We start from the raw sequence: 12,647 nt of genomic DNA, 5'->3' as shown, positions 1-12,647 counted from the left end.
TTGTGGTGCGGCGCGTGCGGACACTGCGGGTACTGCGGCTCGTGCGGACGTGCTGGCGTGGCGTTGTGACGGTGTGTCGGTTGTTGTGCCGGTGTGGCGTTGTGCCTGCGTGCTGGTGTTGCCGGTGTGCCGTTGTTACGGACGGTTCAGGTGTTCAGGTGTTCCGTGTGTTGCTGGTGGTACGCCGTCGGCCCTCAGGCCGGCGAGAACAGGTGGTCGCTGATGAGCCGGGCCGCGCCGGTGACCCCGGCTGTCTGCCCCAACTCGCCCAGGACGATGGGCAGATTGCCGGTGGCCAGCGGCAGGGACTGCCGGTAGACCTGGGTCCGTACGCTGGCCAGCAGGGTGTGGCCGAGGCCGGTCACCCCGCCGCCGATCACGACGAGCCCGGGGTTGAAGAAGCTGACGAGTCCGGCGATGACCTGGCCGACCCGGTTCCCGCCCGCCCGGATGAGTTCGAGCGCGGCGGGGTCGCCGGCCGCCGCGGCGGCCGCGACGTCCACGGCGGTGAGCCGCCCGGCGGCGGCCAGCAGCGCGGCCAGTTCGGGCGAACGGCCGTCGCGGGCCGCGTCCTCGGCGTCCCGGGCGAGCGCGGCGCCGCTGAAGTACGCCTCCAGACAGCCCTTGTTGCCGCAGGCGCAGGGACGGCCGTCCATCTCGACCTGGATATGGCCGATGTCGCCGGCGCTGCCGGTGGTACCGCGGTAGACATCGCCGCCGACGACGATGCCGCAGCCGATGCCCGTACCGATCTTGACGCAGATGAAGTCGCCCACGGAGCGGGCGACGCCCGCGTGCTGCTCCCCCATCGCCATCAGGTTCACGTCGTTGTCGACCATGACCGGGCAGCCAAGCTCCTGGCTGAGCGCCTCCCGTACGGGGAAGCCGTCCCAGCCCGGCATGATCGGCGGTGCGACCGGGACCCCCTCGGGAAAGCGGACCGGTCCTGGCACTCCGATGCCCGCTCCGTCGAACTCCTCGGCGAGACCGGAGACTTTGAGCTTCGCCGCCAGCGCGAGCACCTGCTCGAAGACGGCGACGGGGCCTTCCCTGACATCCATCGGATGGTTGAGGTGACCGAGCACCTCCAGCTCCGCGTTGGTGACGGCCACATCGATGGACGTGGCACCGATGTCCACCCCGAGGAAGCGCATGGCCGGTGCGAGCCGGATGTTGTGGGAGCGCCGGCCGCCGCGCGAGGCGGCGAGTCCGTCGGCGACGACCAGCCCGGTCTCCAGCAGCCGGTCCACCTCGACGGCCAGCTTCGAGCGCGAGAGATCCACCTGATCACCCAGTTGCGCACGGGAGTTGGGGCCACCGTCGCGCAACAGCCTGAGCAGTCGCGCCTGGTGCGCGTTCGCAGGTCGTGCCGTCATACGTCTCACGCGCCCCTCCCCGCCTTCCCGGCCGTCTCCGTGGTGCTTTTGAGGGAACGTAGCAGCGCTTGCCCGCAGTGGGAAGAAGTTGCGCAGGAATCTGCCATAACTTTCTCCACACCCAGGACAAAGAAAAGGCCGTCACGCGTCCCACGCGTGACGGCCGGGCGGGGAAACGGTTCGGGCGGCGGGCGGGATCAGCCGCGTTCGCGCTGGTGGTAGGTGGTTCTGGTGTGTTCGGTGTGCGCCTTCATGACGGCGGTGGCGCGCTGCTCGTCCCGGGCGGAGATCGCGGCGATCAGCTGCCGGTGCTCGGTCCAGGAGTCCTTGCCGCGCTGCCTGGCGACCGGGGTGTAGTACCAGCGGACCCGGCGGTCCACCTGCGCGGCCAGCTCCGCCAGCACCACATTGCCCGCCAGCTCCATGACCTTGGCGTGGAAGGCGGCGTTCGCGGCGACCGCCTGGTCCACGTCGTCGTCCGCGACCGCCCGCTCCCCCCTGGCGCACAGCTCCTCCAGCGCGGCGATCCCCGCCGTGCCCGAGTTCGCCGCGGCCAGCCGGGCGGCCTCCGCCTCCAGGAGGGTGCGGACCGAGAGCAGCTGGTCCGCCTCCTCCTCGGTCGGCTCGTGGACGAACGCGCCCTGGGCCGGCCGCAGATCGACCCACCCCTCGGTGTTGAGGCGCTGGAGCGCCTCGCGCACCGGCTGCCGCGACACCCCGAGGTGGCCCGCGAGTTCGCTCTCGACCAGATGCTGGCCCGGCTGGAGCGCCCGGGTCGTGATCAGTTCGAGCAGGGCCTCGTACACCCGCTCACGCAGCGGACCCGGGCGTTCGAGCCTGGGCACGGCGCCCGGTGTCAACTTCGCGGACAGCATCGCGGTCCCCCTCCTGGCGGCGGTGGCGACAGCACACAATTGGCTATCGTCTACAGTCTACCGAGGTCGGGGGGCGAACTCAGGGGCAGCGGACGACCTGGCCGCCGTACGAGAGGTTGCCGCCGAAGCCGAAGAGGAGCACCGGGTCGCCGGCCTGGATCTCCCCGCGCTCCACGAGTTTGGACAGCGCCATCGGGATGGACGCGGCGGAGGTGTTGCCGGAGTCCACCACATCGCGGGCGATCACGGCGTTGACCGCGCCGATCTTCTGCGCGAGGGGCTCGATGATCCGCAGATTGGCCTGGTGCAGCACCACCCCGGCCAGCTCCTCGGGAGTGACCCCGGCCCGCTCGCAGACCTTGCGGGCGATGGGCGGCAGCTGGGTGGTGGCCCAGCGGTAGACCGACTGCCCCTCCTGGGCGAAGACCGGCGGGGTGCCCTCGATCCGTACCGCGTGCCCCATCTCGGGCACGGAGCCCCAGAGCACCGGGCCGATCCCCGGCTCCTCGCCGGGGCCCGTCGCCACGACGACCGCCGCGCCCGCGCCGTCGCCGAGCAGCACGCAGGTCGTCCGGTCCGTCCAGTCGGCGATCTCCGTCATCTTGTCGGCGCCGATGACCAGGACGCGCGACGCGGAACCGGCCCGTACGGCGTGGTCGGCGGTGGCGAGGGCGTGGGTGAAGCCCGCGCACACCACATTGAGGTCCATCACCGCGGGCGAGCCCATGCCGAGCCGGGCCGCGACCCGGGCCGCCATGTTGGGCGAGCGGTTGATGGCGGTGGAGGTGGCGACCAGCACCATGTCGATGTCCTCGGGCACCAGGCCGGCCGCGGCGAGCGCCTTGGCCCCCGCGTGCGCCGCCAGCTCGTCCACCGGCTCGTCAGGGCCCGCCACGTGCCGGGTCTTGATGCCGACCCGGCTGCTGATCCATTCGTCGCTGGTGTCGACCATCGTCGCCAGCTCGTGGTTCGTGAGCACCTTGGCGGGCTGATAGTGCCCGAGCGCGGCGATACGAGTGCCGGTCATGCCCGGGACCCCCTCTGTTTCGACGTCAGGAATTCTCCAGTCTCGTCAGCGACTCACCGGTAGGGGTGCGGGTGAACCAACAGGATTAACGCGCTCCGTTTGGAGAGTCCACATCATCGGGTGAAAAGCTGAGCCGCCTTGAGGACCAACTCATAGACACCGTACGCGAGCGGAATGCCCACCCAAAGCCAGGCGAAGGTGATCAGACCGGTACGGCGGGGCTCAGCCGGCCCGGCCGGAGTCGCTGAAGAGCTGGTCATCGGGGGTCTCCTTCGGTTCGGGGACGTGGTGGCGGGGGTGAACGGGCCGTACCAGTTCATTGGCGACGAAGCCGACAGCGAGCAGTCCGATCATGATGGTGAACGAAAGACCGTACAGCCCCGCGCCGCTCCTGCCCGCCGCCTCCTGGCTGTCCGCGACCTTGTTGACGATGAGCGGGCCCAGCACTCCGGCGGTGGACCAGGCGGTGAGCAGCCTGCCGTGGATCGCGCCGACCTGGTAGGTGCCGAAGAGATCCTTGAGATACGCGGGGATGGTGGCGAAGCCGCCGCCGTAGAAGGAGAGGATCACCAGCGCGCAGCAGACGAAGAGCGGTTTCGAGGAGTCGCCGAACCGGGCGATCAGCAGATACATGACGGCGCCGACACCCAGGTAGACGCGGTAGACGTTCTTGCGGCCTATCAGGTCCGAGGTGGAGGACCAGCCGATCCGTCCCGCCATGTTGGCGGCGGAGAGCAGGGCGACGAAACCGGCCGCGGCCGAGACGGAGACGGGCGTGGCGGTCCTGGCGAAGAAGTCCGTGATCATCGGGGCGGCCTTCTCCAGGATGCCGATGCCCGCGGTGACGTTCATGCACAGGACGACCCAGAGGCACCAGAACTGCGGGGTGCGCACGGCCGACCTGGCGGAGACCTGAGGCGTACGGGCCGCCGCGGCCTCCCCGGCGACGGGATCGGCGGGCCGCCGCTGCCGGTAGCCGGGCGGCGGGACCCGGACCAGGAAGACGCCGAGGCCCATGAACACCGCGTACACCAGCCCGTGCGTCAGGAAGGCGAGGGCGATGCCGCGGCTGTCGGAGCCGTACGACTCCAGCATCTGCGCGGACCACGGCGAGGCGATGAGCGCGCCGCCGCCGAAGCCCATGATGGCGATGCCGGTGGCCATGCCCGGCCGGTCGGGGAACCACTTGATCAGCGTGGACACGGGCGAGATGTAGCCGATGCCGAGCCCGATCCCGCCGACGAAGCCGTAGCCGAGGACGATCAGCCAGTACTGCTCGGTGGCGGCGCCCAGCGCGGCGAGCAGGAAGCCCGAGGAGAAGCAGCACAGGGCGACGGTCATCGCCCAGCGCGGCCCGTTGCGCTCCACGAGGGTGCCGCCGAACGCGGCCGACAGCCCGAGCATCACGATGCCGAGCTGGAAGGGGAGCGCGCTCTGGGTGCCGGTCAGGCCGAGCGCGGATTCGAGTGGGGGTTTGAAGACGCTCCAGGCGTATGCCTGGCCGATCGAGAGATGCACCGACAGCGCGGCCGGCGGCACCAGCCAGCGGCTCCAGCCGGCGGGGGCGAGAGGTGGGGTCATGGTCGCGAACTCTAGGAACGGGCCTACCCGTTGGGAAGATCCCCGACACGGATCGGTACGCGCGCGACGCGGCGGCCCGAGGCCGGGTACGGCAGCCGGGCCCGTAGTACGGCAGCCTGGGGGTGCGGAGCGCGGAGGAACCTCGTACGCGGGTCTTCCTCCGCACCACCTGCCGGAATACTGTATGCAAAGCATCGCGCCAGCGAGCGCCGACGAGTAGGACTGATCACCATGGGACGGGTCACCGAGCGCCGCCGCACCATCCGCGTCAGGGACGGGGTCGTCACCACCCGCCCGGACACCCTGGTGGCCGAGGAGCCACTGGAGATCCGGCTGAACGGCAAGCCGCTCGCCATCACGATGCGCACTCCCGGCGACGACTTCGCGCTGGCGGCCGGGTTCCTGGTGAGCGAGGGCGTGCTCGCGTCGAGCGCGGACGTGCGCTCCATCGTGTACTGCGCGGGCGCCAAGGACGACGGTACGAACACGTACAACGTGGTCGACGTCCAGCTCGCGCCCGGTGTGCCGGTCCCCGACATCACACTGGAGCGCAACGTCTACACGACCTCGTCGTGCGGGCTGTGTGGCAAGGCCAGCCTGGACGCCGTACGGACCACCACCCGCTTCCCGATCGCCGACACTCCCCCGGTCCTGGTCGAACCCGCCCTGCTCGCCGGCCTCCCCGACCGGCTCCGCGCGGCGCAGCGCGTCTTCGACCGGACCGGGGGCCTGCACGCGGCGGCGCTGTTCTCGGAGGACGGCGAGCTGCTGGACATCCGTGAGGACGTCGGCCGGCACAACGCGGTCGACAAGCTGGTCGGCCGGGCGCTGCGGGAGGATCTGCTGCCGCTGTCGCGGGCGATCCTGCTGGTCTCCGGCCGTGCCTCGTTCGAACTGGCGCAGAAGGCGGTGATGGCGGGCATCCCGGTGCTGGCGGCGGTCTCGGCGCCGTCGTCGCTCGCCGTCGATCTGGCCGCGGAGTGCGGGCTCACACTGGTCGGGTTCCTGCGCGGCCCCTCCATGAACGTGTACGCGGGCGACGAGCGGATCGCCCTGCACAGCGGGGTGTGAACCTCTCCCGCCGCACGGGACACGGGCCCGGCCGACGGGGAGCGCCCCCTGCGCCGGCCGGGCCCTGCCGTACGGTCAGACCGGACCGGCCCCCGCCGCGGCGGCCGGCGTGTCGTCCCTGGCCGCGCCCCGCGTAACACCCCCGTCCGGCTTCGCTACGGCTACCGCTTCCGCTGCCGCCTCCGGCTCCTCGTCGCGCGCCCTGCGCTTCGCGATCACCGCGCAGACCATCAGCTGCATCTGGTGGAAGAGCATCAGCGGCAGCACCGCGAGGCTCGCGTGCGCGCCGAACAGTACGGTCGCCATCGGCAGCCCCGCCGCCAGGCTCTTCTTCGACCCGGCGAACTGGATCGCGATCCGGTCGGCCCGGCCGAATCCGAGCCGCGCGCCGCCGTACCAGGTGGCCGCGAGCATCACCGCGAGCAGGACAGCCTCCACGGCCAGCAGCGCGCCGAGCCGGGCCGGGGTCACCTGGTGCCAGCTGCCGGAGATCACCCCCTCGCTGAACGCGGTGTAGACCACCAGCAGCACCGAACCCCGGTCGACCAGGCCGAGCACCTTCTTGTGCCGGGCGAGGAAGCCGGCGATCCAGCGCCGCAGCAGCTGTCCCGCGACGAAGGGCAGCAGCAGCTGGGCCACGATCCTGAGCAGCGAGTCCGCCGAGAATCCGGCGGTCCGCCCGCCGATGAGCAGCGCCGCGAGCAGCGGAGTGAGCACGATGCCGATCAGGCTGGAGAAGGAGCCGGCGCAGATCGCGGCGGGCACGTTGCCGCGCGCGATGGAGGTGAAGGCGATGGACGACTGGACGGTCGAGGGCACCAGGCAGAGGAAGAGGAGCCCGCTGTAGAGCTGCGGGGTCAGGACGTACGGCACGAGCCCCCGCGCGGCCAGTCCGACCAGCGGGAAGAGGACGAACGTGGCGGCGAGGACGGTGAGATGGAGCCGCCAGTGCGTGATCCCCTCGACCACCTCGGCGGTGGACAGCCGCGCTCCGTAGAGGAAGAAGAGCAGCGCCACCGCGCCGGTCGACGCGCCGCCCGCGACCTGGGCCGCCGCGCCGGACGCGGGCAGGAGAGCGGCGAGCCCGACGGTCGCGAGGAGCGCCAGGACGTACGGGTCGACGGGCAGCCACGACGGCAGACGCAGGCGCGGGCGGATGGACGCGGAGGAGGAGGCGCGGGGCGTACGGGACGTGCGGCGGTTCATGTGCTCCACAACTGGTCTCTCGTGCGGTACAGGCGGTACGGGGGTACAGGCGGCAGTACGCGTGGTACGTGCCGTACGGGGGGCGACGATCGCGCCTCCCCATGGTCCACCTGTTCGACTTGATCGGGAATCCCGTATACCGCTCTGACTGTCATCACGTTCCGCGATAACGCTGTACGCTGGGGGCATGTACGACCCCGGACAACTGCGCACCTTCCTCGCCGTGGCCCAGACGCTCAGCTTCACCGGGGCGGCCCGCCGGCTGGGGCTGCGCCAGTCCACGGTGAGCCAGCACGTCCGGCGGCTGGAGGACGCGACCGGGCGCCCGCTCTTCACCCGGGACACCCACAGCGTGGAGCTGACCGAGGACGGGGAGGCCATGCTGGGCTTCGCCCGGTCGATCCTGGCCGCGCACGAGCGGGCGGCGGCGTTCTTCGGCGGCACCCGGCTGCGCGGCCGGCTGCGGTTCGGCGCCTCGGAGGACTTCGTCCTGACCCGGCTGCCGGAGATCCTGGAGGCCTTCCGCCGCGACCATCCGGAGGTCGATCTCGAACTGACCGTGGAGCTGTCGGGCATCCTGCACGAGCAACTGGCGGCGGGCCGGCTCGATCTGGTGCTGGCCAAGCGCCGCACGGGCGACACCCACGGCCGGCTCGTCTGGCAGTCGTCCCTGGCCTGGATCGGCGCGCCCCGGCTGCGGCTCGATCCCGACCGGCCGGTGCCGCTGATCGCCTTCCCGCCGCCCGCGCTCACCCGTGCCCGCGCGCTGGAGGTACTGGAGGCGCACGGCCGGTCCTGGCGCCTCGCCTGTACGAGCGCCAGCCTGAGCGCGCTGATCGCGGCGGCACGCGCCGGGCTCGGCGTGATGGCGCACACCCGGGGGCTGATCCCGCCGGGGCTGGTGCCCGTACGGGCCAAGCTCCTGCCCGAACTCGGCGGGGTGGACTTCGTCCTGCTGCACGCCCGGGACCACGGCCGCGACCACGCCGGGGAGCGCGGCGGTACGGCGGCGCGGGAGGCCGCGGACGCGCTCGCCGCCGCGATCCTGGCGAGCGGCGACCGGCTGCACCGCCCGGCCGCGGCCGACGGCTGAACACGCGCATCCCGCTCCGCGGCGCGCCACCACCGACGCATCCGGCGGAGAGAGCTTCCTCCTCGGGCCGTCGCCCCCCGTCCTGACCTGTGGCGATACGGCTCGGAGAGAGTCGCGCGGGCGGTCTCCCGCCGGATGGCCGGGTCGGGTACCGTCACCGGCGCTGGTGCGGAATGCCACAAGGAGCGAGTTTTGCGCGAGTTCACCGTCCCTCCTCTGCCGGCCGCCCCTCACGTCGGCGGACTCGCGGACGCGGTCTTCGACCATGCCCTGGCCGATCCGGAGCGGGTCGCGCTCGGCCGCGAGGACGGGGCCGGCCAGTGGCGGGACGTGACGTCGGCCGCCTTCCGTGACAAGGTGCTCGCACTGGCCCGGGGGCTGCTGGCACAGGGCGTGCGGTTCGGCGACCGGGTCGCGATCATGTCCCGTACCCGGTACGAGTGGACGCTCTTCGACTTCGCGCTCTGGACGGTCGGCGCCCAGCCCGTACCGGTCTATCCGACGTCCTCGGCCGAGCAGGTCCACTGGATCCTGTACGACGCCGAGGTCTCCGCCTGTCTGGTCGAGCACGGGGACCACGCCATGACCGTCGGCTCGGTGATCGGCCGGCTGCCGCGGCTCCAGCGGCTGTGGCAACTGGACGCTGGCGCGCTGGACGACCTGGTCGCGGCGGGCGCGCGGGTGGCCGAGGAGGTGGTGCACCGCCACCGCAGGGCCGTCACCCCGGACTCCGTCGCCACGGTGATCTACACCTCCGGCACCACAGGACGGCCGCGGGGCTGTGTGCTCACCCACGCCCATTTCATGTTCGAGACCGACACCCTGCTGGGGCGCTGGGAGCCGGTCTTCGGCACCGCCACCGGCGACCGGGCGTCGACCCTGCTCTTCCTGCCGCTCTCGCATGTCTTCGGGCGGATGATCGAGATTGCGGCGATCCGCGGCCGGGTGAAGCTTGGCCACCAGCCCGAGCTGCGGTCGGAGGTGCTGCTGCCCGCACTCGCCGCGTTCCGGCCGACCTTCGTGCTGGCCGTGCCGTACGTCTTCGAGAAGCTCTCCCGCGCGGCCCGGCGCCGGGCGGAGCGGGACGGCAGGGCCGCCGCCTTCGACCGGGCGGTGGAGGTCGCGGTGCGGTACGCGGAGGCGCTGGAGGAGCGGGCGTTCGGCGTCGGTCCCGGGCCGTCGGCCGCGCTGCGGGTCCAGCACCAGTTCTTCGAGAAGGCCGTGTACGGCAAGGTGCGCGACGCGCTGGGCGGGCGCGTACGGCACGCGATGTCCGGCGGCTCGGCGATGGACCGGCGGCTCGGGCTGTTCCTGGCGGGCGCGGGCATCACCGTCTACGAGGGGTACGGGCTCACCGAGTCGTGCGCGGCGGCCACCGCCAACCCGCCCGAACGCACCCGGTACGGCACGGTCGGGCAGCCGATCCCCGGCACCGCCGTACGGATAGCGGCGGACGGCGAGATCTGTCTGCGCGGCGGGCATGTCTTCGCCGGCTATCTGGGCGACCCGAAGGCCACCGGCGCCGTCCTGCGCGACGGCTGGCTGGCCACCGGCGACCTCGGCGCCCTCGACGACGACGGCTATCTCACCATCACCGGCCGGAAGAAGGAGATCCTGGTCACGTCGGGCGGCAAGAGTGTGCCGCCGGCCCCGCTGGAGGCGCGGGTACGGGCGCATCCGCTGGTGGCGCAGTGTCTTGTCGTCGGCGACAACCGGCCGTACGTCGCGGCGCTGGTCACCATCGACCCCGAGGCCGTCGAGCACTGGCTCACGGTCCGGGGCAGACGGCCCCTCACCCCCGCGGAGCTGGTACGGGACACGGAGCTGGAGGCGGAGATCCGGCGGGCGGTGATCACCGCGAACACGTCGGTCTCGCAGGCCGAGTCGATCCGTACGTTCCGAATCCTGGCCCATCCGTTCAGCGAGGAAGCCGGCCTGCTGACACCGTCGTTGAAGCTGAAGCGCCGGGCGATCGAGGCCGCCTACGCCGCCGAGGTCGACGCGCTCTACCGCTGAGACCGGCGTTCGCGGGCGACCCGTGGAAAACGGGCGCGGGAATCCGTCCGGCCCTGAGATCGTTGGACCATCGAAGAACCACCCGACGACGTTAGGATCGACCGCCCGTGAGCAAGGTCCCCACCCTCACTCTCAACAACGGCATCGAGATGCCCCAGCTCGGCTTCGGCGTCTGGCAGGTTCCCGACGACGAGGCGGCGCAGGCCGTCGGCACCGCGCTGGAGGCCGGGTACCGCAGCATCGACACCGCCGCCATCTACGGCAACGAGGAGGGCACGGGCAAGGCCCTCGCCGCCTCCGGGGTCGACCGCGCGGACCTCTTCGTCACGACGAAGCTGTGGAACAGCGAGCAGGGGTACGACTCGACGCTGCGCGCCTTCGACGTCTCGCTGGCCAAGCTCGGCCTGGAGTACGTCGACCTCTATCTGATCCACTGGCCGAAGCCGGCCGCCGACACCTACGTCGACACGTACAAGGCGTTCGAGAAGATCCTCGCCGACGGCCGCGCCAAGTCCATCGGTGTCTCGAACTTCCTTCCCGCGCACCTGGAGCGGCTGCTGGACGAGACCTCCGTGGTCCCGGCCGTCAACCAGATCGAGCTGCACCCGCAGCTCCAGCAGGCCGAGTCGCGCGCCTTCCACGAGCGGCACGGCATCCTCACGGAGGCCTGGTCGCCGCTGGGCCAGGGCAAGGGCCTGCTGGAGGTGCCGACCGTGCTGGCGATCGCGCGCAAGCACGAGCGGACGCCGGCCCAGGTGGTGCTGCGCTGGCATCTCCAGCTGGGGAACGTGGTGATTCCCAAGTCGGTGACCCCGTCCCGGATCCAGGAGAACATCGACGTCTTCGGCTTCGAGCTGGACGCGGACGACCTGGCGGCGTTCGCCGCGCTCGACGAGGGCCGGCGCATCGGCCCCGACCCGGCCGAGCTGAACAACTGATCCGGGCGCGATGACGCGCGGACAGCACGGCGCCGTCGCCCGGCAGGGCCGACGGCGCCGTGCTGTGGTGTGCGGTGTCAGCGGGCGCCGTGCGCCGGGGCGATCGCCTCGACACGCTCGGCCAGCGTGAAGTCCAGCGCGGTGAGGGCGCCGCCCGCGTCATGGGTGGAGACGGCCAGCACGATCGTGCTGTACCCCAGCGTCAGCTCGGAGTGATGGATCAACTGCTCCTGGATACTGGCGATATGGACCACCATCGCGGTGGCCGCGAAATGCGAGGACAGCCGGTACGAACGGGTGAGACGCCCGTCGGCCACCGACCAGCCGGGCAGGGACCGCAGCCGGTCCTCGGTCTCGCTCTGCGACAGCGGTTCGGCGGGGGGCATGGCCGTGACTCCTTCCGGGATACGGGCAGCGACCCGGCCGACGATACGGCGTCGGGACAGGAATCCGGCCGACGGACGCATGGCCGCGGGGAAACGGGGCAGGCGCCCCCCTCGAACGGACCACCGCGACGGAGGAGTGACGTCATGACGACCACAACTGTGCGTGCTGCCGAGGCGGAGCAGGCGGCGGGCGTCCTGACCAGCGGATCCACAGTGCCCTCTGACGGACTGCCACGGATCGAGGACCCGGGAGCCATCGCGCCGAAGGACGCGCGGGCGCTGTCGAAGCTCTTCTTCGACCGGCTCCAGCTCCTCGAAGAGGGCACCCCCGAGCACAGTTACGCCCGCAACACGCTGATCGAGATGAACCAGTCGCTCGTACGGTACGCCGCCGGCCGCTTCCGCAACCGGGGCGCCGGCGACATGGAGGACATCCTCCAGGTCGGCACGATCGGTCTGATCAAGGCCATCGACCGCTTCGACCTCTCCCGCGAGGTCGAGTTCACCACCTTCGCCGTCCCCTACATCGTCGGCGAGATCAAGCGCTTCTTCCGGGACACCAGCTGGGCCGTCCATGTGCCGCGCCGGCTCCAGGAGCTCCGCGTCGAGCTGGCCAAGGCCAGGGACCAGCTGGCCGGCACGCTGGACCGGGAGCCGACCGTCCGGGAGCTGGCCGCGCTGCTGGACATCCCGGAGGAGGAGGTCGTCGAGGGGCTGGTGGCCACCAACGGCTACACGGCCGGCTCCCTGGACCTGCCCGCGGGCGACGAGCACGGCAGCGGCGGCGGACGCACCTTCGCCGATGTGCTGGGCGAGCCGGACCCGGCCATGGAGAAGGTGGAGAACCTGCACGCCCTGGCGCCGCTGCTGGAGCGGCTCGACCCGCGCGAGCGCGGCATCGTCGAGATGCGCTTCGGCCGGGAGATGACCCAGTCGCAGATCGGCGCGGAGCTGGGCGTCTCGCAGATGCATGTGTCCCGGCTGCTGAGCCGCATCCTCACCCGGCTGCGGTCGGGGATGCTCGTCGAGGAGTGACGGAAGGCGGGCGCCCGTGGACCGGGCGCCCGCCTCCGTACCG

At 71.6% G+C, this 12,647-nt stretch carries 11 protein-coding genes; 5 read left to right on the top strand and 6 right to left on the bottom strand.

Going from position 1 to position 12,647, the window contains the following annotated elements:
* Nucleotides 1-194: 194 nt before the first annotated feature.
* The 4 genes from AB0389_RS10760 to AB0389_RS10745 form a co-directional block, all read right to left on the bottom strand.
* The gene (locus AB0389_RS10760) at nt 195-1,376 is read right to left on the bottom strand and encodes an ROK family transcriptional regulator (protein WP_366394984.1); all 1,182 of its coding nucleotides are present in this window, start codon (nt 1,374-1,376) and stop codon (nt 195-197) included.
* A 197-nt stretch (nt 1,377-1,573) separates the two neighbouring features.
* On the bottom strand, nt 1,574-2,251 hold the full coding sequence (locus tag AB0389_RS10755; protein WP_366394983.1) for a GntR family transcriptional regulator: 678 nt from the start codon (nt 2,249-2,251) through the stop codon (nt 1,574-1,576).
* A 79-nt stretch (nt 2,252-2,330) separates the two neighbouring features.
* Nucleotides 2,331-3,278, bottom strand: a complete 948-nt coding sequence (locus AB0389_RS10750; RefSeq protein WP_366394982.1) for a beta-ketoacyl-ACP synthase III — start codon at nt 3,276-3,278, stop codon at nt 2,331-2,333.
* 222 nt (nt 3,279-3,500) lie between these two features.
* Complete coding sequence (locus tag AB0389_RS10745) at nt 3,501-4,859, bottom strand: OFA family MFS transporter (protein ID WP_366394981.1); 1,359 nt, start codon at nt 4,857-4,859, stop codon at nt 3,501-3,503.
* Between the two features lie 231 nt (nt 4,860-5,090).
* Here AB0389_RS10745 and fdhD point away from each other — a divergent pair, with 231 nt between their 5' ends.
* Nucleotides 5,091-5,930 (top strand): formate dehydrogenase accessory sulfurtransferase FdhD, encoded by an 840-nt coding sequence (fdhD, locus tag AB0389_RS10740; RefSeq protein ID WP_366394980.1) that lies wholly within the window; start codon nt 5,091-5,093, stop codon nt 5,928-5,930.
* A gap of 75 nt (nt 5,931-6,005) precedes the next feature.
* Here the strand turns inward: fdhD and AB0389_RS10735 are convergent, their stop codons facing one another.
* Nucleotides 6,006-7,136: a bile acid:sodium symporter family protein gene (locus AB0389_RS10735; RefSeq protein ID WP_366394979.1), complete on the bottom strand. Its 1,131-nt coding sequence runs from the start codon at nt 7,134-7,136 to the stop codon at nt 6,006-6,008.
* Nucleotides 7,137-7,323: 187 nt separating this feature from the next.
* Here AB0389_RS10735 and AB0389_RS10730 point away from each other — a divergent pair, with 187 nt between their 5' ends.
* From AB0389_RS10730 to AB0389_RS10720, 3 genes are all read left to right on the top strand, one after another.
* Nucleotides 7,324-8,229: a LysR substrate-binding domain-containing protein gene (locus AB0389_RS10730; protein WP_366394978.1), complete on the top strand. Its 906-nt coding sequence runs from the start codon at nt 7,324-7,326 to the stop codon at nt 8,227-8,229.
* 192 nt (nt 8,230-8,421) lie between these two features.
* Nucleotides 8,422-10,245 carry an AMP-dependent synthetase/ligase gene (locus tag AB0389_RS10725; protein WP_366394977.1) on the top strand — a complete coding sequence of 608 codons (1,824 nt, stop codon included), beginning with the start codon at nt 8,422-8,424 and terminating at the stop codon, nt 10,243-10,245.
* Between the two features lie 107 nt (nt 10,246-10,352).
* On the top strand, nt 10,353-11,183 hold the full coding sequence (locus AB0389_RS10720) for an aldo/keto reductase (RefSeq protein WP_366394976.1): 831 nt from the start codon (nt 10,353-10,355) through the stop codon (nt 11,181-11,183).
* A 77-nt stretch (nt 11,184-11,260) separates the two neighbouring features.
* On the opposite strand, the gene AB0389_RS10715 is transcribed toward AB0389_RS10720, so the two are convergent.
* The gene (locus tag AB0389_RS10715; RefSeq protein ID WP_366394975.1) at nt 11,261-11,569 is read right to left on the bottom strand and encodes a 4a-hydroxytetrahydrobiopterin dehydratase; all 309 of its coding nucleotides are present in this window, start codon (nt 11,567-11,569) and stop codon (nt 11,261-11,263) included.
* Between the two features lie 144 nt (nt 11,570-11,713).
* Between AB0389_RS10715 and AB0389_RS10710 the strand changes: the two genes are divergently transcribed.
* Entirely contained in the window at nt 11,714-12,604 is an 891-nt protein-coding gene (locus AB0389_RS10710; RefSeq protein ID WP_366394974.1) for an RNA polymerase sigma factor SigF, read from the top strand.
* Nucleotides 12,605-12,647: the final 43 nt, after the last annotated feature.

This window comes from Streptomyces sp. NPDC093109, assembly GCF_040701725.1.
GTDB lineage: Bacteria > Actinomycetota > Actinomycetes > Streptomycetales > Streptomycetaceae > Streptomyces.
This window is presented reverse-complemented; position numbering and strand designations above follow the sequence as displayed.